Source organism: Nonomuraea diastatica (assembly GCF_004349015.1).
GTDB classification, from domain to species: Bacteria; Actinomycetota; Actinomycetes; order Streptosporangiales; family Streptosporangiaceae; genus Nonomuraea; species Nonomuraea diastatica.
This window is the reverse complement of the sequence record NZ_SMKP01000018.1, coordinates 12,186-35,056: the sequence shown is the minus strand read 5'-3', so window position 1 is coordinate 35,056 and position 22,871 is coordinate 12,186. Positions and strand designations below refer to the sequence as shown.

Annotated in this window: 20 protein-coding genes and 1 pseudogene; 10 read left to right on the top strand and 11 right to left on the bottom strand. The window is 70.5% G+C overall.

From position 1 onward, the window contains the following. Positions 1–15: 15 nt before the first annotated feature. The 7 genes and pseudogenes from htpX to E1294_RS55595 form a co-directional block, all read right to left on the bottom strand. Positions 16–867 (bottom strand): zinc metalloprotease HtpX, encoded by an 852-nt coding sequence (gene htpX, locus E1294_RS08860; protein WP_132506671.1) that lies wholly within the window; start codon positions 865–867, stop codon positions 16–18. A gap of 117 nt (positions 868–984) precedes the next feature. Further along, positions 985–2,526: an NADH-quinone oxidoreductase subunit N gene (locus E1294_RS08855; protein WP_132506669.1), complete on the bottom strand. Its 1,542-nt coding sequence runs from the start codon at positions 2,524–2,526 to the stop codon at positions 985–987. Next, positions 2,523–4,274: a complex I subunit 4 family protein gene (locus E1294_RS08850; protein WP_132506765.1), complete on the bottom strand. Its 1,752-nt coding sequence runs from the start codon at positions 4,272–4,274 to the stop codon at positions 2,523–2,525. Before E1294_RS08850 ends, E1294_RS08855 begins: the two co-directional genes overlap by 4 nt. Beyond that, on the bottom strand, positions 4,274–6,220 hold the full coding sequence (locus E1294_RS08845) for an NADH-quinone oxidoreductase subunit 5 family protein (RefSeq protein WP_132506667.1): 1,947 nt from the start codon (positions 6,218–6,220) through the stop codon (positions 4,274–4,276). Before E1294_RS08845 ends, E1294_RS08850 begins: the two co-directional genes overlap by 1 nt. A gap of 467 nt (positions 6,221–6,687) precedes the next feature. Next, positions 6,688–6,969: pseudogene (gene nuoK / locus E1294_RS57705) on the bottom strand (NADH-quinone oxidoreductase subunit NuoK); the annotation flags it as partial. After that, a complete protein-coding gene (locus tag E1294_RS08830) occupies positions 6,969–7,745 on the bottom strand; it encodes an NADH-quinone oxidoreductase subunit J family protein (protein ID WP_246082890.1) in 777 nt (258 codons plus the stop codon). The pseudogene nuoK and the gene E1294_RS08830, both read right to left, overlap by 1 nt. After that, positions 7,742–9,340 (bottom strand): 4Fe-4S binding protein, encoded by a 1,599-nt coding sequence (locus E1294_RS55595; protein ID WP_342775030.1) that lies wholly within the window; start codon positions 9,338–9,340, stop codon positions 7,742–7,744. The genes E1294_RS08830 and E1294_RS55595 overlap by 4 nt, the downstream gene beginning before the upstream one ends. 313 nt (positions 9,341–9,653) lie before the next feature. Here E1294_RS55595 and E1294_RS08815 point away from each other — a divergent pair, with 313 nt between their 5' ends. Beyond that, a complete protein-coding gene (locus E1294_RS08815; protein WP_165977181.1) occupies positions 9,654–10,838 on the top strand; it encodes a serine/threonine-protein kinase in 1,185 nt (394 codons plus the stop codon). Between the two features lie 217 nt (positions 10,839–11,055). Here the strand turns inward: E1294_RS08815 and nuoH are convergent, their stop codons facing one another. The 4 genes from nuoH to E1294_RS08795 form a co-directional block, all read right to left on the bottom strand. Further along, positions 11,056–11,997 carry an NADH-quinone oxidoreductase subunit NuoH gene (gene nuoH, locus E1294_RS08810; protein ID WP_132506663.1) on the bottom strand — a complete coding sequence of 314 codons (942 nt, stop codon included), beginning with the start codon at positions 11,995–11,997 and terminating at the stop codon, positions 11,056–11,058. After that, positions 11,990–12,532: an NADH-quinone oxidoreductase subunit C gene (locus E1294_RS08805; protein ID WP_132506661.1), complete on the bottom strand. Its 543-nt coding sequence runs from the start codon at positions 12,530–12,532 to the stop codon at positions 11,990–11,992. Before E1294_RS08805 ends, nuoH begins: the two co-directional genes overlap by 8 nt. Further along, positions 12,529–13,062: an NADH-quinone oxidoreductase subunit B gene (locus E1294_RS08800; protein WP_132506659.1), complete on the bottom strand. Its 534-nt coding sequence runs from the start codon at positions 13,060–13,062 to the stop codon at positions 12,529–12,531. Before E1294_RS08800 ends, E1294_RS08805 begins: the two co-directional genes overlap by 4 nt. A gap of 128 nt (positions 13,063–13,190) precedes the next feature. Further along, positions 13,191–13,562, bottom strand: a complete 372-nt coding sequence (locus tag E1294_RS08795) for an NADH-quinone oxidoreductase subunit A (RefSeq protein WP_132506657.1) — start codon at positions 13,560–13,562, stop codon at positions 13,191–13,193. Positions 13,563–13,672: 110 nt separating this feature from the next. Between E1294_RS08795 and E1294_RS08790 the strand changes: the two genes are divergently transcribed. The 9 genes from E1294_RS08790 to E1294_RS08760 all read left to right on the top strand — a co-directional run bounded on the left by E1294_RS08790 (position 13,673) and on the right by E1294_RS08760 (position 22,853). Then, on the top strand, positions 13,673–15,163 hold the full coding sequence (locus tag E1294_RS08790; protein WP_132506655.1) for a polysaccharide deacetylase family protein: 1,491 nt from the start codon (positions 13,673–13,675) through the stop codon (positions 15,161–15,163). Positions 15,164–15,195: 32 nt separating this feature from the next. Further along, complete coding sequence (locus tag E1294_RS57955) at positions 15,196–15,285, top strand: putative leader peptide (RefSeq protein ID WP_311132193.1); 90 nt, start codon at positions 15,196–15,198, stop codon at positions 15,283–15,285. A 121-nt stretch (positions 15,286–15,406) separates the two neighbouring features. Continuing rightward, positions 15,407–17,254, top strand: coding sequence for a 2-oxoacid:acceptor oxidoreductase subunit alpha (locus E1294_RS08785; RefSeq protein ID WP_132506653.1), 1,848 nt, complete (start codon positions 15,407–15,409; stop codon positions 17,252–17,254). After that, the gene (locus E1294_RS08780; protein WP_132506651.1) at positions 17,244–18,317 is read left to right on the top strand and encodes a 2-oxoacid:ferredoxin oxidoreductase subunit beta; all 1,074 of its coding nucleotides are present in this window, start codon (positions 17,244–17,246) and stop codon (positions 18,315–18,317) included. The genes E1294_RS08785 and E1294_RS08780 overlap by 11 nt, the downstream gene beginning before the upstream one ends. A gap of 20 nt (positions 18,318–18,337) precedes the next feature. Beyond that, positions 18,338–19,270 (top strand): hypothetical protein, encoded by a 933-nt coding sequence (locus E1294_RS52535; RefSeq protein ID WP_165977180.1) that lies wholly within the window; start codon positions 18,338–18,340, stop codon positions 19,268–19,270. A gap of 11 nt (positions 19,271–19,281) precedes the next feature. Further along, on the top strand, positions 19,282–20,217 hold the full coding sequence (locus E1294_RS52530) for an NAD-dependent epimerase/dehydratase family protein (RefSeq protein ID WP_165977179.1): 936 nt from the start codon (positions 19,282–19,284) through the stop codon (positions 20,215–20,217). 55 nt (positions 20,218–20,272) lie between these two features. Next, complete coding sequence (locus E1294_RS08770; protein ID WP_132506649.1) at positions 20,273–20,935, top strand: polysaccharide deacetylase family protein; 663 nt, start codon at positions 20,273–20,275, stop codon at positions 20,933–20,935. Then, a complete protein-coding gene (locus E1294_RS08765; protein WP_132506647.1) occupies positions 20,935–21,837 on the top strand; it encodes a glycosyltransferase family 2 protein in 903 nt (300 codons plus the stop codon). Before E1294_RS08770 ends, E1294_RS08765 begins: the two co-directional genes overlap by 1 nt. Then, positions 21,834–22,853 carry a GNAT family N-acetyltransferase gene (locus E1294_RS08760; protein ID WP_132506645.1) on the top strand — a complete coding sequence of 340 codons (1,020 nt, stop codon included), beginning with the start codon at positions 21,834–21,836 and terminating at the stop codon, positions 22,851–22,853. Before E1294_RS08765 ends, E1294_RS08760 begins: the two co-directional genes overlap by 4 nt. The last annotated feature ends 18 nt before the right edge of the window (positions 22,854–22,871 follow it).

The window sequence follows — 22,871 nt, the reverse complement described above, 5'->3', positions numbered from 1 at the left end:
GAAATCGGCCCATCGTCAACGACGATATCCGGCCATGCGCTCAAGTCGGGCGACTCGCTCGGAGGTGGGCGGGTGGGTGGAGAACATGCGGCCGAAGCCGGAACCGCTGAACGGGTTGGCGATCATCATGTGGGAGGCCGAGGTGAGGCGGCTGTTCTCTGGAAGTGGGAGGCGGCGGGCGCCGAGCTCGATCTTGCGGAGCGCCGAGGCCAGCGCGAGCGGGTCGCCCGTGAGCCGGGCGCCCGACTCGTCGGCCTGGAACTCCCTGGAACGAGAGATCGCCATCTGCACCATCCCGGCCGCGACCGGCCCGAGCACCATCATCAGCAGCGCGCCGACGAAACCTGGCCCTTCGTCGTCATCTGACCCGCCGAAGAACACGGCCACATAGCTGAGCCAGGTGATCATCGTGGCCAGCGCGCCGGCCACCGAGGAGACGAGGATGTCGCGGTTGTACACGTGTGACAGCTCGTGCCCGATCACACCGCGCAGCTCGGCCTCGTCGAGCAGCTGGGTCAGTCCGTACGTCACGCACACCGCGGCCTTGCGCGGGCTCCTTCCCGTCGCGAACGCGTTGGGCTGCACGGTCGGCGAGATGTACAGGCGCGGCATCGGCTGCCTGGCCTGTGTCGACAGCTCGCGCACGATCCGGTAGAGCGTGGGGTGCTCGACCTCGCCGACCGGCCGGGCGCGCATGGCCGACAGGGCGATGCGGTCGGAGAAGAAGTAGGCGACGCCGTTGGCCGCCAGGGCCAGCACCAGCGCCATCTGTACACCGGTGCCGCCGCCCAACCACGCGCCCACCGCCACAATGAACGCCGACAATCCGCCGAGCAGAACGGCGGTGCGCAGACCGTTGTGGTGCAAGGCTCCCCCTTTCGTGCCTGGGTTCACCTCAGTCCAACGATGATGACCCGGTTCTTCGTTCCCCGGTGTGCTCAGCTGAAGGCAGAGCGCGACCTTTCACCTGCGTGCCATCGCGCGTCAACCGAACGCGGACAGAGCGGTAACGTCGAGAACCAGCTGCGGTGCGAGCGAGAACAGCACGGCGACGGCCACGGCGATCCCGATGGCCGGCAAGGTCGCCGGGAACGTGCGCCGCGGCGCGGGCTCCGGCGCGGGTTCCGGTTCCGGGGCGGAGGCGAACAGGCGCGCCGTCCAGACGGCGTAGTAGTAGAGGCCGATCACGGTGTTGACCGCCATGACCAGCGCCAGCCAGCCGGAGCCGCCCTCGACGAGCTCCCGGAAGACGAACACCTTCGCGAAGAGCCCGGCCAGCCCCGGCGGGAGCCCCGCCAGGCAGATCAGGCAGAACGCCAGCGCGAGCCCGGCGGCGGGACGGCGGAACACCAGCCCGCGGTAGTCGTCGAGCTCGTTGCGGGTGGTGGTCTTCGAGACGAGCATGACGACCGCGAACGCGCCCAGGTTCATCGCGGCGTAGATCACGAGGTAGGCCATGGACGCGCCGATCGCGGTGGCGCCGTCGGCGGTGACCGTCACGGCGAGCGGGGCCAGGATGTAGCCGGACTGCGCCACCGACGACCAGGCCAGCAGGCGTACGGCCGAGCGCTGGCGCAGGGCGAGCAGGTTGCCCGCGGTCATGGTCAGCGCGGCGAGGATGGCGATGAGCGGGACCCACGTGGCGGCCTGCCCGGACAGCGCGGCCACCAGCACGAGGATCAGGCCCGCGAACCCGGCCGCCTTGGAGATGACCGAGAGCAGCGCGGCCACGGGCACGGGCGCGCCCTGGTAGACGTCCGCAGCCCAGGAGTGGAACGGCACGGCGGCGATCTTGAACGCGAATCCCGCCACGACGAGCACGACGCCGACCGTGCCGACCGCGGGCAGCTCGCCCTGAACGAGCGTCACGCCGGGCGCCTGGACCTGGCCGCTGAAGATCGCCTCCAGGCGGGACAGGAAGACGGTGCCCGCGATGCCGTACAGCAGGGAGACGCCGAACAACATGACGGCGGTCGACACCACCGACACGACGAACAACTTCACCGCGGCCTCGGAGGAGCGGCCGTCGTAACGTTTGAGCGCGGTGAGGGCGAAGACCGGGAGCGACACCAGCTCCAGCGCCACCACGAGCATGATCAGGTCGCGGGAAGCCGGCAGGATGACCGCGCCGGCGAACGTGCACAGCAGCAGGAAATACCACTCGCCCACCGGGATGCCGCCGCCGGCCAGTTCGGTCATCGACAACAGCACGACGACCACGGCCGCGACCAGCACCATGCCCGCGAACACCAGCGTGAACCGGTCGGCCACGAAGGAGCACTGCGCCGTCGCCGGGTCCGCGAGGCTCGGCGGGACGCAGAACGTCGGCCGCGGCGTGCCGCCCACCGCCGCCTGGGCGACCACGAAACCCAGGGAGACCAGCACGCCCGCCAGCGTGACGAGCCCCAGCACGCCTCTCGTGCGCGGGCGGGCCGGGAGGAACGCGTCGAGCAGCAGCACCAGGCCGGCCGCCAGCGCGAGCACCAGCGGGGGCGCGATGACGAAATAGTCGATCTGCTGGATCACGAGGCGCCTCCCAGCAGGATCTGCACGGCGGGGGTGATGAGCGACAGCAGGAGGCCCGGCCAGAGCCCGAAGAGCAGGATCAGCACCACGAGCGGCGTCCACGCCAGCAGCTCGTGGGTGCGGATGTCGTCCGGTTGATCGCCGCTGTCGTCCTGCCGGTGACCGATGTGGCCCGGCCGGCCGCCGGCGTCGACCGGCTGGTCGCTGATCTCGAGTGGCTGGTCGCCGGCGTCGAGCGGCGCTACCGGGCGCTCGTCAGGGCTGTCATGGGCATCGCCATCCGGGACGCCTGTGTCGCCCGTGTCCGGTGCGTCCAGGGCTCCCGCGCCCGGTGACGGACCGCCCACGCCCTGGAGGGCCCGCGCCGCCGGGCGCGCGGGGCGCGGGGGACGGCCGTGGGTGACGCGGGACAACATGACCAGGAAGTACGCCGCCGTCAGCACCGCCCCCAGGCCGCCGATCACCATGTAAGTGAGGAACAGCGGGCGCGGCAGGCCGTCCGCCGGCTGGAAGGCCCCGAACAGCGCCAGCATCTCCCCCCAGAACCCCGCCAGGCCCGGCAGCCCGAGCGAGGCGATCGACGCGAACGTGAGCACCGAACCCAGCCGCGGCAACGTGGCCAGCATGCCGCCGCCCATCGACGGCATGTCGGCGGTGTGGTAGCGGTCTTTGACCGCCCCGGCCAGGAAGAACAGCAGGCCGGTGATCAGGCCGTGGGCGACGTTGGCGAAGAGGGCGCCGTTGATGCCCACGGGGGTCAGCGTGGCGAAGCCCAGCAGGACGAAGCCCATGTGGCCGACGGAGGAGTAGGCGATCATGCGTTTGAGGTCGCGCTGCGCCAGGCAGGCCAGGGCGCCGTAGACGATGCCGACGACGGCGAGCGCGCCGAGCCACGGCGCCACGGCCGCGGCTCCCTCGGGGAGGATGGGGATGGCGATCCTGGCGAAGCCGTACGTGCCCATCTTGAGCAGCACCCCGGCGAGCAGCACGGAGCCCACGGTGGGAGCCTCGGTGTGGGCGTCGGGCAGCCAGGTGTGCAGCGGCCACATGGGCGTTTTGACCGCCAGGCCCACCCCGATCGCCACGAACGCCAAGATCTGCACGGATCTCGCCATGCCGGCACCGTGGGCCGCGGCCAGCGCCTCGATGTCGAGCGTGCCGGTCTGCGCCCACACGAGCAGCAGGCCGAGCAGCATCACGACCGAGCCGAGCAGGGTGTACAGGATGAACTTGACCGACGCCGCCCTGCGCCCCTCGCCGCCCCAGATGCCGATCAGGAAGTACATCGGGATGAGCACGACCTCGAAGAACACGAAGAAGAGCAGCAGGTCGAGGGCGAGGAACGTGCCGATCATGCCGACTTCGAGCACGAGCAGCGTGAACACGAGCGCTCTCGGCCGCGCCCTCATGAGCTGCTCGCCGGCCCGCGCTCGGCCCCAGCAGAGGTAGACGAAGCACAGGAACGTCAGCAGGGCCGTCAGCGCGACCAGCGGCAGCGAGATCCCGTCGACGCCAAGGTGGAAGCGGAGCCCCAGCCCGGCGATCCACGGCCGGTCGACCTCGAACTGCGGGCGCCCGGCCTGGCCGTAGTCGAACGCCGCCACCAGCAACACGGCCAGCGCCAGCGTGACGCCGGACAGGGCCAACCCGTACGCGCGCAGATGGGGACGGAGCGCGTGCGGCGCAAGGAGCAGCAGGAGCGCGCCGAGCAGCGGCACGGCCAGCAGCGCGACGGGAAGCCAGCCCATCATGTGAACACCACCGCCCCGACCACGATCAGCAGGACACCGGCCAGCAGCCCGCTCACGTAGAGCTGCACGTTGCCGTTCTGGACGAATCTCAGCGCTCCCGACAGGCCACGCGCCGACCTGCCCGACCCGCGCACCGCGCCGTCCACGACCCGGTCGTCCATGCTGACCACGAGCCTGGCCAGCGCCATGGCCGGGCGTACGAAGAGCGCGGCGTAGAGGCCGTCCACGTAGAACGCCCGCTCGCACGGCAGCCGGAACGGCCCCAGCAGGCGGGCCGGGTCGGCGCCGGGATCAATGCGCCAGAACGCGTAGACCACCCCCGCGCCGAGCAGAGCGAGCACGACGCTGGTTGCCGCCACGCCCAGGGCGAGGTGCGGCTCGACGGCGAAGCCCAGCAGCAGGGCAGGAAGGGCGAGCAGGGCGACGGGCACGAGCATCGAGCGCGGGGCCTCCCTGCCGTCCACGACGTGGGCGGTGCCGGGCTCGGGCTCGGGGAGCGCCGCGGGTGACGCCTCGCCGAAGAACGTACGTAGCCAGGCCCTGGTGGCGTACGCGCCGGTGACGGCCACGGTCGCGAGCGCGCAGGCGTACAGGAGCAGGGCGGCCGCGTCGGTGAGGCCCCCGGTCGTGAGCGCGCCGTCCATCGCCACGAGGAGGCCGTCCTTGCTGAAGAAACCGCTGGCCGGCGGGAGGCCCATCAGCGCGGCGAACCCGATCGTCGTCGCCGCGAACGTGACCGGCAACTCCCGGCGCAGGCCGCCCATCTGGGACATCAGGTTGGAGCCGACGTGGTGGATGACCACGCCCGCACAGAGGAACAGCAGCGCCTTGAACGCCCCGTGCGTCACCAGGTGGAAGACGGCCGACGTGTCGGAACCCGCGGCGAGCCCGCCGGCCATGTAGGCGAGCTGGCTGACCGTGGAGTAGGCGAGCACACGCTTCAGGTCGTCCTGCGCCAGCGCGGCCAGCGCGGCGCCCAGCATGCCCAGCGCGGCGATGACGGCCAGCACGTCGAGCGTGGGCCGGGCGGCCAGGAACGCGGGGAAGAGCCGGGCCACGATGAAGATCCCGGCGGCGACCATGGTCGCGGCGTGGATGAGGGCGCTGATCGGCGTCGGACCGGCCATCGCGTCGGGCAGCCAGGTGTGCAACGGCACCTGGGCGCTCTTGCCCGCCACCCCGGCCAGCAGCAGCATCGTGGCCGTCACCAGGGTGGCCGGCGACATCTCCGGCACCTTCGCCAGCACGTCGGCGACGCGGAAGCTGCCCGCGGCCAGGCCCAGCACGAAGATGCCGAAGAGGAAGCCGACGTCGCCCAGGCGGGTGACGAGGAACGCCTTGACCGCCGCGCGCGAATTGCCGCGGTCTTCCCACCAGTGGCCGATGAGCAGATAGGAGCAGAGGCCCATGATCTCCCAGCCCACGTAGAGGACCAGGAGGTCGCCCGCGTAGACGACCAGCAACATCGCGCTGGTGAACAGGCTGATGAACGCGCTGTAAGAGGGGTAGCGCGGGTCGTCTCTGAGGTAGCCGACCGAGTAGATCTGTACGGCCAGGGCGACGAGGGTCACCAGGACCCCGAGAATGCCCGACAGGTTGTCGGCCTGCAGGGTGAGCGAGATCGGCACGCCGCCGGTGACGATCGTGCCGTAGGTCTGGCCGGTGGGCGGCGATGTGGTGGCGCCTTCGCCGTTGAGGAAGGCGAACCCCGGGCCCCAGGCCAGCCAGATGGCCAGGACGGCGGAGGCGGCCGTGGGCAGGACGGCGATCCAGGCCGCCCTGGTGTTCGCCCGCACGCTCGCCACTCTGGCCGTGCCGGCTCCTGATGTCGGGGCGAGGTCTTCGGTCGCCGGCCCTCGTCTGTGGGGCAGGCGGGAGAGCAGCAGGCCCGCGAAGGCGGCGAGGAACGGCAAAAGGACGGCCAGCAGGGGGAATGTCGTCATCGCCGGCCCCCTCGCTTGACGGGCTTCTCGCCCCCGCGACCGCCGGCATCCTGGCCCGGGCCCTGGTCCTGATCTGGGCCCTGATCCTGGTCCTGGTCCTGGTTCCGGGCTTGGACACGGTCCTGGTTCTGGTCTGCTCGGTTCGCGTCGGGGTCGGCCGTCCTGTCGGACCGGAGAGCGGTGGTGTCGGCTGAGGTCGGTGGTGCTGTGCCGGGCTCGGCGTCGTGGCCGGGGTGGTCGGCGCGCGTTTCCGCCGGAGCCAACGGGCTGGGCGGGTCGTTCGCGGTGAGCGGATCGATGGACGTGCGTGGCGCAGTCCGCAGCCCGTCGTCGGTGCGCACGCTCGGTACGGTCCGCGGACCGGCGGTGGACGTACCTGGTGCGGTCTGCGGACCGGCGGTGGGCATGCTCGGCACGGTCTGCACGCCCCGGGGGTCGTCGGTGGGCTCGGCGAGGTCGCGGAGGTGGTCGATGTCGACGGTGCGGCGGTTGCGGTAGAGCGCCAGGATGATGGCCAGGCCCAGGCCCACCTCCGCCGCGGCGATGACGATGACGAAGAGGGTGAGCACCTGACCGCTGTGCAGGCGATCGCCCAGCCACACGTCGAACGCGACCAGGTTGAGGTTGACGGCGTTGAGCATCAGCTCGACCGACATCAGCACCAGAATCGTGTTGCGCCGGGCGAGCACGCCGTAGACGCCCACGGAGAACAGGAGCGCGGAGACGATCGCCGGGTAGACGATGTGCACTAGTGACCCCCGGTCTGCTCGGGTGGTGTGCTGCCCATGGTCTGGTCGGACGGCGAAGTGTTCTCAGACTGGACCGGAGGCTGCCCGCCTCTGGACCGTGCCCCAGGCTGCAGGCCTCCGGGTTGGGTCGGGGACTCGACGCTGCCGGGCTGGGCCGCAGGGTGAATGGTTTCCGGGCTGCTCGGAGAGGAGGAGTTTCCCGGCCGGCCGGGGGGCGGTGCGCTCGCGGGCTCGGCGGGTGGGCCGCCGGCTATGTCGGTGCGGGACAGCACGATCGCGCCGATCAGCGCGGCGAGCAGCAGCACGGACAACGCCTCGAAAGGCAGCACCCAGGTGGCGAACACGCTGGCGCCGAGCTCTTTGGCGGCACCCTTGCCCGGGTGCAGCGGGGCGTAGGCGGTGCGGAAGCCGTCGATCACCACGGTGACCAGGAGGGCCGCCGTCGCCACCGCCACCACGGCGGCGACCACCCGGTTGCCGCCGTCGAGATCCGTGGAAGGGCCGATGGGAGCGCGGGTGAGCATGATGCCGAACAACATCAGCACGACCACCGCGCCGACGTAGATCAGGACCTGGACCCAGGCCACGAACTCCGCCGTCAGCACGAGATAGCCGCCGGCCAGCGCGCCGAAGCAGACCACCAGCCAGAGAGCGGCGTGAACGAGTTGCCTGGTCGTGACGACGAGCAGCGCCGATCCAACCGCTACCGCGCCCAGCAGCAAGAAGACGATCTCTTGCCCGGTGGGTGACAGGTAGGAGGGCACCGCCTCGGTCACGACTCCTCCTCGGACTCCCCTGTGTCGTCAGGACCGAGCCGCCCTGGCGGACGGATGGACCGTGGATCGGCCATCCTGCGCTTGCGGGGGCTCGCGGGTGAAGTTTGCTCCGGCGAGCCGGGCTCGGGTGGTGGCCGGCTCGAAGCTGTGGACAACTTGTCTGAGGACGGCTGGCCTGTGGATGAAGCCGCTCCCCGAGAGGGAGCCGATCTTTGGGGGTGAGCTGCCGACTCCTCGGAGTGAGCAGGTCCCTGAGAATGACCTCCCGGCCCCTCAGAGTGAGCAGGTCTCTCAGAGCGGTCTGCGGAGCGTCCGGTGTCCTCCGCCGATTCAGGCTTGGAATCCTCAGGGCCGGGCGAGAGGGCCGCTGGTCCGCTGAAGGACGTGTCGGTGGGCGTCGCTTCCTCGATGGAGGTGTCTGTGCCGGCGTCTTCCCCTGCGGCGGTGCCGGTGGTGGGTTTGCCGGGGTCCGTGGAGGTGTCGTGGTCGGTCTCTGGCGTGCGGGTGTCCGTCGGGTCAGGGCTTTCGGCTGGAGCGTCGCCCTGAGGACGGGACGGAAGAGCTCCAGGAGGGCGGATGGCCCGCACGTTGGCCATTGATCGGCGTGGACGCTCGCGACCGCCTGTGGGCCGTGACGGTGCCGCAGGGCCTGTCGTGGGCGCGCCTGTGGCCAGCTCAGGCGTGCCGGACGTGGACCTCTCCTCGGCGGCTCCGGCGGAGGGCTCGGACGGGCCGCGTGACGGCTTCGTGGTTCCGCGTGACGGTTCCGTCGTGCCGGGCGTTGCTCCGCTCACCGATGCTGACGTTCCGGACGACCGCCCGCTCTCAGGCTCTGACGTGCTGGACGATCTTCCGTTCTCAGGCTTTGGCGTGCTGGCGCTGGGCTCGCGTGCACCGGCGGCGCGCTTCGGTCGGGCGGTCGCGGGATCCGCTGTGCCGTCAGGATCTGTCGCGCTCGCGGGGTGCGCTGTGCCGTCAGGGTCCGTTGCGCTCGCAGGGGGCGCTGTGCCCGCTCCTGGCGCCGGAGAGTCTGCTCTGGAGCCGGGCGTAGCGGTCGCGCGCCCACCCTGGGCGGTTCCCTGCGTACCGGCTTCTGGCGCAGTGCCGGATGCGGGCTCCGAGCCGGTAGACGGAGCGGTGCCGGACGCGGGCTGTGGTGCGGTGGGGGGCTCGCCGGACGGTGAGGTGCCGGACGCGGGCTTCGGTGGTGTGGGCCGCCTGCCGGACGGTGTGGTGCGGGCGGCGCGGTCGGCGGCAGGGCGGCGCGGGGCGGCCGTGAGTTCCTTCGGTGGCTCGGCGCCGGGGTCGTGGGCAGGAGGCGGCGGTACGGTCTGGGTCCAGGCGGCTAGCTTGTCCTTCTCGTGGAGAAGGTTGCGGATGTCGCCCTCGGCGTACTCGAACTCCGGCGACCAGAAGAGGGCGTCGAACGGGCACACCTCGATGCAGATGCCGCAGTACATGCACAGGGAGAAGTCGATGGCGAAGCGGTCGAGGACGTTGCGCTGGCGGGCGCGGCCGCCCTCGGGTGCCGGGATCGTCTCCTTGTGCGAGTCGATGTAGATGCACCAATCGGGACATTCACGGGCACAGAGCATGCAGGAGGTGCAGTTCTCCTCAACCAGGGCGATAACACCCCGGCTCCGCGGCGGCAGAGCGGGCTTGACCTCGGGATACTGCTGCGTTACCGATTTACGCAGCATGTGGCGAAGGGTGATGGACAGCCCTTTTGCCAGTCCGACTCCCGGTATCCGCCCCATGTTCAACATCATGACGCACTTGGCCTCGCAGGTGAATGAGCCAGAGCATTGTCCCCAGTTTTTCCACAGCTATCCACAGGCTGAGTGGCGGTTATCCACAACCTGTGCACTCGCCCGATATGACCGGTCGCTGAACGATAGTCTCTCCGCCATGCAGCACAGCCATTCAGTCCGTCCCAGTGGCGGGAGGTGGGCGGCCGCCGTCTTGTGGGCCTGCCTGCCCCTGTTCACCTGCGGCCTGGCGACCCCGTTCTGCATCGGGTTCGCGGCTTACTGGTTGCGAAACGTCTGGCACTTCGTCGCCGCGTGCGTCTACCTCGTCGGTGTCGGCTCGTTCACGATTTCGGCCCTCGCGTACGCCAACTTCGAGGACATCCCGGAGCCCCTGGCCGTTCTGGTCACCCTCGGGCTGCTGCTCAGCTGGGGCGGAGGGGTCATCCATTCGGGCATTCTCGTGCCCCAGATGGTGCGCTCCCGCCTCCGAGCGACGTCCCTTCCTCCGCACCGGCCGGTGGACGTGCACAAGCGCACCACCTCCCCCAGCCTTCGGCAACAGCCGCGTCCGGGGCAGCCCGAGTGGATCGGCCACTACCGGGTGCTCCGGCAACTCGGACGGGGCGGGCAGGGGGCCGTCTATCTGGCGGCGGCGCCCAACGGGGCACAGGTGGCCGTGAAAGTGCTGCATGACCTGGTCGACGAGGTGGCGCGGAAAAGGTTCGCGCGAGAGGTGGACGCGGCCCGGCGGGTGGCGACGTTCTCCACGGCCCGCCTGCTCGATGTGAACATCTCCGGCCAGCACCCCTACATCGTCAGCGAATATGTCGAGGGCCCGTCGCTCGAGCAACTGGTCAAGAAGCATGGGCCGCGCGACGAGGACGGCCTGACCCGGCTGGCGCTGGCCACGGCCGGGGCACTGGCGGCCATCCACAAGGCGGGCATCGTCCATCGCGACTTCAAGCCGAGCAACGTGCTGATCGGGCACGACGGCCCCCGGGTGATCGACTTCGGCATCGCCAAGGCGCTCGACCAGGTGACCATGACGACGGGGAAGATGGTCGGCACGCCGCCCTACATGTCGCCCGAGCAGCTCTCCGGAGAGACCGTGGGCCCGCCCTCCGACGTGTTCAGCTGGGCATCGACGATCATCTTCGCGGCCACGGGCCGACCCGCGTTCGGAGAGGACACGGTGCCTGCCGTGTTCAACCGGGTGCTCACCATTCAGCCTGATCTGTCGCCGCTACCGCCCGCTATACGAGGGATCGTGGGCGCGTGCCTCAACAAGCGACCGGACGAACGGCCCTCGGCCTCCGACGTGATGCTGGCCATCGTTCACTGACGCTCGATCCGCCCCCACCCCCACGCTTCCCCCACCCTTTTCGGGGAGGGCAATCGGCGCGTCCCGCGGCGCACGGCCGGCTGGCGACCGTAGTGCCGCGGGGGATAGGTGCGCGACCGGCCAGAGGTCATGGTGCTGCGTGCGAGCACTTCAGCACCTGTGGCGCGGCATCGACCGGCCGGGCAGGTGTCTCGGCCTGGCCAGGGGAGGCGTTCCGTCAGATGAGGACCTTGACGACCCCGGTGAGCGCCAGCTGCACGAGCGCCAGCGGGACCAGCCCGGCCCAGGCCAGCTTCTGCAACTGGTCCTCACGCAGCCGCGGATAGGTCACCCGTAGCCAGATCACCACGAACGCCAGCGCGAACACCTTGAGCAGGGTCCACAACCAGCCGGGCAGGAACGGCCCGTGCCAGCCGCCCAGGAACAGGACGGTGGTCAGGAACGACAGGACCACGATCCCGACATATTCGGAGAGCATGAACAGCGCGAAGCGCATGCCGGTGTACTCCGTCATCGGGCCCATGATGATCTCGGACTCGGCGATCGGCATGTCGAACGGCGGGCGCCGCAGCTCCGCCAGCCCGGCCACGAAGAAGACGACGCCGCCGATGGCCTGCCACGGCAGCCACCACCACTGCCACGCCTCGACGATGCCGGGGATCGACAGCGTGCCCGCAGCCATCGCCACCGACGAGGCCGCCAGCACGAGGGGCAGTTCGTACGCCATGAGCTGGGCCGCCGAGCGCATGCCGCCGAGTACGGAATACTTGTTGGCCGAGGCCCACCCGGCCATGATCGCGCCCAGCACGCCCACGCCCATGACGGCCAGCACGAAGAAGAGGCCGAGGTCGAGGTCGACGGCCACGAGGCCGCGGTCGAGAGGGATGGCGATCAGCACGAGGAGATACGGCACGAGCGCCACACCCGGGGCGATCATGAAGATGCGGCGGTCGGCCGCGGCCGGGACGACGTCCTCCTTCTGCGCGAACTTCACCCCGTCGGCGATGAGCTGCGCCCAGCCGTGGAAGCCGCCCGCGTACATGGGCCCCAGCCGCGACTGCATGTGCGCCATGACCTTGTGCTCGGTCTGCCCCACGATCAGCGGCAGCACCAGGAACACGATGAGGATGACGGCGAAGCTCAGCACCACGTCAAGCATCGGGCGGCCCCCAGCCGGCTGGAACTCCTGGCGGAAGCGTCTTGCGGCGGCTCGGGGCGCCGTGCCCTGACTCGCCGGGTTCCTTGGCGCCGGGCCACGCCTTGGCCACGCGGGCGGCCAGGACGAAGTCCTTACACAGCGGGTGGCCCTCGAAGCCGTCGGGCAACAGCAGCGGCACCAGGTGGGGGTGACCGTCGAAGATCACCCCGAACATCTCGTACGTCTCGCGCTCGTGCCAGTTGGCGCCCCTGTAGACGTCGACGGCGCTGGGCAGGTGGGGGTCGGCGCGCGGGACTCGGGTGCGCAGCAGCAGGCGGGTGCGGGCGTCGGGGTTGTAGACGTGGGCCACGATCTGGAACGTGTCCGGCGGGTCGTCGACGCCGGTCAGCCAGTCGAAGAAGGTGTGGCCGAGTTCGTCGCGGACGAACGTCAGCAGCTCGATCCAGTCGTCGGGGGCGACGTCGACGGTGACGTCGCCGTACGACTCGGTGACCTCGGCGCGCCCGCCGAACCGTTCGGCGATGCGGGCGCTCACGCCTCCTCCGACGAGTGGGCGCGTGACCGCAGGTAGCGGTCGCTGAGCTTTTCCCCGGCGATCTTCTCCTGGAGCTTGGTGATGCCGTAGAGGAGCGCCTCGGGCCTGGGCGGGCAGCCGGGGACGTAGATGTCCACGGGGATGATCTGGTCGACGCCGTTGGTCACGCAGTAGGAGTCCCAGTAGGGGCCTCCGCTGTTGGAGCATGCTCCGAACGAGATCACGTATTTCGGGTCGGGCATCTGCTCGTAGAGGCGCTTGACGGCGGGGGCCATCTTGTCGGTGACCGTGCCGGAGACGATCATGAGGTCGGCCTGCCTGGGGCCGTTCGCGAACGGGATGACGCCGAAGCGGATGAAGTCGTGGCGGCTCGCCGACGTCGCGATGAACTCGATGGCGCAGCAGGCCAGCCCGAAGTTGAACACCCACAGCGAATAGCGCCTGCCCCAGTTGAGCACGAAGCGCATGGGTTTGGGGGCCAACCTGGAGATCGGCCCCACTGTGGGCATCGGGAGATCCGTTGCTGCCATGTCGCCATTCTTACGCGGATCAGGGGGAACGCAAAGGAATCTTCCCCGGCTTGAACAGGCGTTGGGACTGGGCCGGGGTCAGGGGTAGAGGCGGACATGGCACACATGGCTCGCGACGTGCCACATCCTCACGTCCAGGTGAGCACGCGCTTGCGCCACGCGTAGACGATGCCGAGGGTGATGAATCCCAGGAACACGAACATCTCGACGAGCGTGGTCAGCCCGTAGCCGGGGGCGTCGAAGACGGTCGCCCAGGGGAACAGGAAGACGGCGTCCACCGCGAACACCACGTAGAGGTACGTGAAGACGTAGTAGCGGACCTGGGACTGCGCCCAGCCCTCGCCCACCGGGTCGACCCCGCACTCGTACGTGGTCAGCTTGTCGGGGGTGGGCCTGGACGGGCGGAGCAGGCGGTTGGCGAACAGGGCGCCGGCCACGATGGCGACGCCGATGGCGAGCAGCGCGGCGACGAGCACGTAGGACCCGAAATAGCCGTCCATGACGGGATGGTAACTCAAGGAGACCCAAACCGGGGGGGGTGGTCAAAAGTCCGTTCCTGATCATCCCAAATCAGAGTAAATGGGAAGATCACCCCCATACCCTGACATGCATGCGCAAAAAGCGATTCTCTTCAGGAATCGCTCTGCTGGCCCTCTCGGCGTCCGGTTGCGGCGTGACCGCAGCCGTGCCCGACGGGGACATCGTGGTCCCGGCAGAGCCGACATCGATCGACTTTGTCGACCCCACGACCGTGGTCGGCCTGTCCACCAGGACGCTCACCGAAGGCGACTCCACCAACGACAGATACGCGCACATCACCTACCCCGAGGTGGACGAGGCCCCCGCGCTCAACCGGACGCTGCGCGAGCGGGTACGCGAGCAACTGCGTGTCTTCCGCGAGCGCACGAAGACGAGGGCGCCCCGCCTGCGGCCTGAGCTGAACGTGACCTGGCGGCTCGCCGCCGCCTCCCCCGAGGCGGTCGCCGTGCGGTTGCGCACCGGCGAGAAGCTGACGGCGGGCTGGGGTTACTCCACGCGGACGTACTGGTTCGACCCGCACGAGGGCAAGGCGGTCCGCTCCTCCGGGCTGCTCGCGGGCAAGGATGCGATGCGCAGGCTGGGCGTGCTGGTCAAGCGGCGGCTGCTCCAGGAGCGCGGGTCGCAGATCGAGGCGGACGGGATCATCGCGGACGGCGACCGGTTCGACTCGATGGCCTTCAACCGTGACGGGGACCTGGTGGTCGAGTTCGACGACTGCCAGGTCGGGCCGTGCCGGCTGGGCCGGGTGGCCGCGGCTGTGCCGGCGGACGACGTGGCGCCGCTGCTGTCCGACCTGGGGACGCGGGCCCAGGAGGGCGTCAGGACGGCGGCGCGGAAGGCCGCAGAGCTTATGAACGGGGACAGGAACGGGCCCCCGCCCACGGACGACCCCGCGAACAACACCGAGGCCGTCAGGAACCTGGCCGTGACCACCGACTGCGCCGAGACCAAGTGTGTGGCGCTGACGTTCGAGGACGGTCCCGGCCCCAACACCGGCGCGCTGCTCGACAAACTCCAGGAGGGCAAGGCGCGGGCCACGTTCTTCCCTCTCGGCACGAACACCGCCGCCAATCCCGATCTGGTGCTGCGGATGAGCGCCGAGGGGCACCTGGTCGGAAACCACGGCTGGACGCACAGGAACCTTTCCGACCTGCCCACCAGCAAGATCGCCGACTCGCTGAGGCAGGCCGGGAACACGATCTCCGCCGCGACCGGGCGGACGCCGACGCTCGTACGGCCGCCGTACGGGGCCGTGGGCCCGAAGTTGCGCGCCGTCGCGGCCGATCAGGGCGTGTCGCTGGTGACCTGGGACGTCGACGCCCACGACCACAAGGGCGGGAAATCTGCCGACATCGCCGACCGAGCGGTGCGCGCGGCGCATCCAGGTGCGATCATTCTCATGCACGACATCCATCGGGAAACCGTCGATGCGGTTCCGGACATCCTCGAAAGGTTGCGCGGGAAGGGTTACAGCTTTGTCACCGTTCCTGAGTTGTACGGCTCTGCGGGGATGCAGGCCGGACGCATGTACAGGTCAGGGAGCGAGCAGCCCCGGACATAGCGCGCGTGTAGGGGGACGTATAGTTGGCGCACGTGACCCGAACCGTCCTGTTCGCCCGCCTGCATGTGGACCTCTGCAGGCTCGCGTCCGGGCTGTGTCGTCGTTCTCCCACCTCACCCTGACCCCGCCCGCGTTTACCCGCTTTCGCGGCCAGTAAAACGCGTGACCTTCCGAGGATCTAGCATGGAAACAGAGAACGCGCCTACATCAACCGCGCCTTGGCGCGTCGAGGAGGACTGAGCTGTGACGAAGCAGGTCCAGCAACTCGACCGCGTGATCATCAGATTCGCTGGAGACTCCGGCGACGGCATGCAGCTCACCGGCGACCGTTTCACGGCGGGCACGGCGGAGTTCGGCAACGACCTGTCGACACTGCCCAACTTCCCCGCCGAGATCCGCGCGCCCGCGGGCACGCTGCCCGGTGTCTCGAGCTTCCAGCTGCACTTCGCCGACCACGACATCCTCACGCCCGGCGACGCGCCGAACGTGCTCGTGGCGATGAACCCGGCCGCGCTGAAGGCCAACCTGGGCGACCTGCCCAGGGGCGCCGACATCATCGCGAACACCGACGAGTTCACCAAGCGCAACCTGCAGAAGGTCGGCTACGCCACCAGCCCGCTCGAGGACGACTCCCTGAGCGAGTGGCGCGTGCACGCGGTCCCGCTGACCTCGCTGACCGTCAAGGCACTCGAAGACTTCGACCTGTCGAAGAAGGACGCCGAGCGGTCGAAGAACATGTTCGCCCTCGGCCTGCTGTCCTGGCTCTACCACCGGCCGACCGAGCACACCATCAAGTTCCTCGAGCAGAAGTTCGCCAAGAAGCCCGACATCGCCAAGGCCAACATCGCGGCCTTCCAGGCGGGCTGGAACTACGGGGAGACGACCGAGGGCTTCTCGGTGAGCTACGAGGTCAAGCCAGCGCGGCTGGCTCCGGGCGTCTATCGCAACATCTCCGGCAACCAGGCGCTCGCCTACGGTCTGATCGCCGCCAGCGTGCAGTCGAGGTTGCCGCTCTTCCTGGGGTCCTACCCGATCACCCCGGCGAGCGACATCCTGCACGAGTTGTCCAAGCACAAGCGGTTCGGGATCCGCACCTTCCAGGCCGAGGACGAGATCGCCGGTGTCGGCGCGGCGCTCGGGGCCGCGTTCGGCGGGGCGCTGGGCGTGACCACCACGTCGGGCCCCGGCGTGGCGCTGAAGGCCGAGACCGTCGGCCTGGCGGTCACCACCGAGCTGCCGCTGATCGTCGTCGACGTGCAGCGTGCGGGGCCGAGCACCGGCATGCCGACCAAGACCGAGCAGACCGACCTGCTGATGGCCCTGTTCGGCCGCAACGGCGAGTCGCCGGTGCCGGTGGTGGCACCGATGTCGCCGAGCGACTGCTTCGACGCGGCCATCGAGGCGGCCAGGATCGCCGTCAAATATCGCACGCCTGTCATGTTGTTGTCGGACGGCTACCTCGCCAACGGCTCGGAGCCCTGGCGCCTGCCCGAGATTTCCGATCTGCCGGACATCTCGCAGGAGTTCACGACCGCCTCGAACGGCGAGGACGGCACGTTCCTGCCCTTCAAGCGTGACACCGAGACCCTCGCCCGCCCGTGGGCCATCCCCGGCACCCCCGGCCTCGAACACCGCATCGGCGGCATCGAGAAGGCCGACGGCACCGGCAACATCTCCTACGACCCCGCCAACCACGACCTGATGGTCCGCACCCGGGCCGCCAAGATCGCCGGCATCGACGTGCCCGACCTCGAGGTCGACGACCCCGACGGCGACGCGAGGGTGCTCGTCATCGGGTGGGGCTCGACGTACGGCCCGATCGCCGCCGCCGTACGGCGCATCAGGAAGGGCGGCGGCAAGGTCGCCCAGACCCACCTGCGCCACCTCAACCCGCTGCCCGCCAACACCGGCGAGATCCTCAAGCGCTACGACAAGGTGCTGCTGCCCGAGATCAACCTGGGCCAGCTGGCCCTGCTGCTGCGGGCCCGCTACCTCGTCGACGTGATCAGCTACAACCGTGTGCGCGGGCTCCCGTTCAAGGCCGAGGAGCTGGCCGGAGTCATCCAGGACGTGATCGACAGTGACCAGTGAACCATTGTTCGCCTCCGGCAAGACTTCGGTGAACGGGAAGGGGCTCTCGCTCGTTCCCAAGACCGACGTTAAGCAGAGCCTGAAGGACTTCAAGTCCGACCAGGAGGTGCGCTGGTGCCCGGGCTGCGGCGACTACGCGATCCTGGCCGCGGTGCAGAGCTTCCTGCCCGAGCTGGGGCTCAAGCGCGAGAACATCGTGTTCGTGTCGGGCATCGGGTGCTCGTCGCGGTTCCCGTACTACCTGAACACCTACGGGTTCCACTCCATCCACGGGCGCGCGCCCGCGATCGCGACCGGCCTGGCCGCCTCGCGGCCCGACCTGTCGGTGTGGGTGATCACCGGTGACGGCGACGCGCTGTCGATCGGCGGCAACCACCTGATCCACGCGCTTCGCCGCAACGTCAACCTCAACATCCTGCTGTTCAACAACCGGATCTACGGTCTGACCAAGGGCCAGTACTCCCCGACGAGCGAGGTCGGCAAGATCACCAAGTCGACGCCGATGGGGTCGCTGGACAAGCCGTTCAACCCGATCTCGCTGGCCATCGGCGCCGAGGCGTCCTTCGTGGCCAGGACCATCGACTCCGACCGCAAGCATCTGCAGTCGGTGCTGCGCGAGGCGACCGCGCACCGCGGCACGTCGCTGGTCGAGATCTACCAGAACTGCAACATCTTCAACGACAACGCCTTCGAGCAGCTCAAGGACCCCGAGGTCCGCGACGACATCACGGTGCGGCTGGAGCACGGCCAGCCGATCGTGAGCGCCTCGAAGGCCGTCGTACGCGCCGCGAACGGGGGCATCGAGGTGGTGGCCCGCGACAGCGTGGGCGACGACCAGATCCTCGTGCACGACGCGCACAACCCCGACCCGTCGGTGGCCTTCGCGCTCAGCAGGCTCGATGAGCCGGCGTTCGAGCACGTGCCGATCGGCATCTTCCGGCAGGTCGCCCGACCGGCCTACGACACGCTCATGGCCGAGCAGCTCGACGAGGCCGCGGCCCGCACGGGGGCCGGCGATCTGAGCGAGCTGCTGCTGGGTGGCGACACCTGGCGCATCAGCTGATTTTTCGCGAATATGCCAGGGTGGCGAAGACGTGGTCGTATGTCATAGCCGCGGTCGCCGCTCTGGCCCTGACCGTCACGGTCGCCCAGCAACTCGGCGAGCCCGCGGGCCGGGCCTCGCAGAGCCCGGCCGCGCCCGGGAGCCCGCCTCCGGAGACCGGCGGGCCGGGCCCTCCCGGCTTTCCCGACGCGGCCTCCACGGGCGTCCCGCCCGGCACCACGCTCACCGTCGTCACCGGTGACCAGACCTTCGCCAAGGACGGCGAGGTCGTCGAGGGGAAGGTCTTCCACGGCTTCGTGGTGGTGACCGCGCGCGGTGTCACGTTCCGCAAATGTGTCTTCCGCGGCGCGGCGACCTCCGACGTGCGGCCGCTGCTCGACACCGAGCAGGCCAAGGAGACGGTGGTGGAGGACTCGGAGTTCTACCCCGCCCATCCCTCGCCGTCCATCGACGGCATCTGGGCGGCTTCGACGAAGATCTACCGCTCGGAGTTCCGTGGCACGGTGGACGGCGTCAAGGCCCACACCGCCACCCTGGTCCAGGACTCCTACATCCACGACCTGAGCTGGTTCGCCCACGACCCCGACCAGGGCGGTGGCCCCACCCACAACGACGGCGTCCAGGCCTTCGCCGACCAGAGCGGGGTCACGCTGCGGCACAACACGATCGACCTGTCCACCACGCGCGACCCGAACGCGGCCGTCCAGTCTTCGGCCGACGAACTGCGGGTGGAGGACAACTACCTCGACGGCGGCGCCTGCGTCGTCAACATCGACCACACGCCGCTGGACCGCCCGCTGGCCGGGCAGCGCGTCACCGGCAACCGGTTCGGGCGCAACTCCGCGCACGACTGCCCGATCCTGCTGAGCACCCGCTCCGAGCTCGCCGCCAAGGCGGGCAACGTCTGGCACGACACGGGCCAGGCCATCCCCTCACCGGAACAACACGACTAGCCGGAGGCCGTATGTCAGCCTGGCGGGGGACGCGCGCGCTGGTCACCGGCGCCACCGGGTTCATCGGCTCCCACCTGGTCCGCCGCCTGGCCGGGCTGGGCGCGCGGGTGCACGCGGTCAGCCGCCGCCCGCCGGCGGCCACCGGGCACGGCGAGCGCTGGCACGCGGCCGACCTGCGCGACGCCGCCGCGACGGCCGCCCTGGTGGACGCGGTCCAGCCGGAAGTGGTCTTCCACCTGGCCAGTGAGGTCACCGGCGCCCGCGAGCCGGACGTCGTGGCGCCGACGCTGGCGGGCAACCTGGGCGCCGCCGTCAACCTGCTGAGGTCCGTGACCGGCACCCCCGTCCGCAGCGTGGTGCTGGCGGGCTCGGTGGAGGAGCCGGGCGACGGGCAGGCGCCGAGCTCGCCGTACGCGGCGGCGAAGGCCGCGGCGACGGGGTACGCCCGAATGTTCCACGCCCTGTGGCGGGTTCCGGTCTCGGTGCTGCGCGTGGCGATGGTCTACGGGCCGGGCGAGCCGAACACGGCCAGGCTCGTGCCGTACGTGACGACGTCCCTGCTGAATGGGCGGTCGCCCCGGCTCACGTCCGGCACCAGGCTGGTCACCTGGGTGTACGTCGAGGACGTGGTGGACGCGTTCGTCCTGGCGGGGGCGGGGAGCGACGCGGCCGGGCACGTCCTCGACATCGGCACGCCGGAGCCGGTCTCCATCCGCGAGACGGTGGAGCTGCTCGCCGGCATCGTGGGCGGCATCGAGCGCGACAGCGCGGGTGGCGGCGCGGGTGGCCCGGCCCGGCCCGAGTTCGGCGCCGTCGCGGCCAGGCCGCTGGACCGTACGCAGCGCTCCGACCTCGGGCCCGCCGAGCGCGTGCTGAACTGGCGGCCGGCGACCACGCTCGAAGCCGGGCTGCGCCAGACCGTCGACTGGTACGCGAAACGGATGTAACGGTCCATCCTGGGTTGCGATAACTCTCCTGGTGACCTTCTGACCAGGGGGCAGGATGCGTGCGGTAACCAACCTGACCGTGCACGGCATCGGCGAGACGGCCCGCGCACTCGAACGGGGCGAGGACGCGACGTGGGTGACGGTCGAGCAGTTCGAGCAGGTGGTCGACGCGGTGGCCGGCCGCCCCGACGTGCGGCTCACGTTCGACGACGGGAACGCGTCCGACGTGGAGATCGCCCTTCCCCGGCTGGTGGAGCGGGGGCTGCGGGCGGAGTTCTTCGTCCTGGCCGGGCTGCTCGGCGAGCCCGGCAGGCTCGACGCCGACGGCGTGAGCGAGCTGGCCGGCGCGGGCATGCGGGTCGGCTCGCACGGCTGGGCGCACCGCGACTGGCGCACGCTGGACGGCCCGCAAGTGGCCGAGGAGTTCACCCGGGCCAGGGCCGTGCTCGCCGGGCTCGCCGGCGCGCCGGTGTCGCGGGTGGCGATCCCGTTCGGCTCCTACGACCGCCGGGTCCTGCGCCGGCTGCGGATGGCCGGGGTGACCCGCGCCTACACCAGCGACGGCGGCCGGGCCAGGCCGGGCTCCTGGCTCCAGGCCCGCACCAGCCTCCGGCACGACCTCGACGGCGCCTGGATCGGGCGGGTGCTCGACGGCAGAGCACCGCTCGCCCGGCGCGCGGGCAAGCTCGGCATGCGCCTGTACAAGCGGGTGCGCTGATGGGCCGGGTCGCCGTCGTGATCGTTGCCTACAACAGCGCGTCGGTGCTCGCGGGCTGCCTCGACTCGCTGGCGCGGGGCGCGGAAGGGGTGGAACTGGCGGACGTGGTGGTGGCCGACAACGCCTCCAAGGACGGCTCCGTCGCCGTCGCCGAGCGGGCCGGGGTCGCGGTGGTCCAGATCGGCAGGAACGCCGGGTACGCCGCCGCGATCAACGCCGGGACCGCCGTGCTCGACCTCGACCGGCTCGACGGCGTCTACGTGCTCAACCCCGACTGCCGGCTGCGCCCCGGATCGATCGCGCCGCTGCTCGGCTGCCTGCGGGAGCCGGGCAGGGGCATCGCGGTCCCCTACATGGTCAACCCCGACGGCACGCTCCAACCGTCGCTGCGCAGGTCGCCGACCGTGGGCAGGGCGCTGGCCGAGGCGCTGGTCGGCGGGGCGCTGGCCGGGCGCGTCGGCGGGCTGGGCGAGCTGGTGACCGATCCGCGCGACTACGCGCGTCCCGGCGCGTACGCCTGGGCGACCGGCGCGGCCATGCTGCTCTCGCCGCGGGTCATCCGCGAGGTGGGCGCTTGGGACGAGTCGTTCCTGCTCTACAGCGAGGAGACGGACTACTGCCTGCGCGCCGCCGACCTGGGATGGACGACGTGGTACGAGCCCGCGTCGGTGATCGAGCACATCGGCGGCGACTCGGGCGTCGATCCGACGCTGGCGGCGCTGCTCGTGGTGAACAAGGTGCGCCTGTACCGGCGGCGCCACGGGCCGGCGTCGGGGGCCGCGTACTATCTGGCCGTGCTGGCCGGTGAGGCGGTGCGGGCGCTGGCCGGGCGGCGTACGTCGCGGGCCTGTGTGGTGGCGCTGCTGCGGCCGTCACGCCGAATGACGGCGCTGCCGCAATGAGCGGGCCTCGGGTGGAGCCGTTCACCGCGCTCACCCCGGCTGAGCTGGAGTCCTGGCATGCGCTGCGGGCGGCTAACCCGGCCCTGGACAGCCCCTATTTCCATCCGGGTTTCGCGGCGGCCGTGCACGCCGCCGGGCGGCCCGTCCACGTGGCGGTCGCGGGCGACGGCGGGGCGCCCGTCGCGTTCCTGCCGCACCATCGCGAGGGGCGGCTGCTGCGCCCTGTGGGCTGGCCGGGCGCGGACTTCCAGGGCCCGATCCTGGCGGCCGGCACCGGGTTCCGGCCACTCGACCTGCTCGGGAACGGGGCCGCCGCCTACACGTTCGACCACCTGGTGGAGGCGGCGCCCGGTTTCGAGCGGTGGGTGGTCTCCCGCAGGCCGTCCCCCTACCTGGATGTGACCGGCGGGCTGGCGGGCTATCTGGGCCGGGCCTCGCGCAGCGGCAAGGAGAACATGGGCCAGGCCAGGCGTCGGGCCGCGAAGGCGGGGCGGGAGCTCGGGGAGCTGCGGTTCGTGGCGGACTCGTCCGACCCGAAGGCGCTGGCGCGGGTGATCGAGCTGAAGCGGGCGCAGTACGCCGCGACCGGCGCCAAGGACTACTTCGCCGAGCCGGACCGGGTCCGGCTGCTCGACGGCCTGCTGCGCGCCCGCGACCCCGGTTTCGGCGGATTGCTGTCCACGCTGCACGCGGGGGAGCACCTGCTCGCGGCGCACTTCGGGCTCAGGTCGGGTGCGGTGCTGCACTGGTGGTTCCCGGTCTACGACCCCGCCTTCGCCCGGCTGTCGCCGGGTTGGATCCTGCTGCGCGAGCTGGTGGCCGCCGCCCCGGCGCTCGGGGTCGCCCGCATCGATCTCGGCAGGGGCGAGGACGAGTACAAGCGGCGGGCGAAGACCGGCGAGAGCGTGGTCTGCCAGGGCGTCGTCACCAGAAATCCGGTACGCAGAGCCGTCGCGTCGGCGCTGTCGGAGGCGAGGTCGATCGCACGATCGGTCAGGGCGCGGAGAAAACCGTAACGTTCCAACGGACATGCC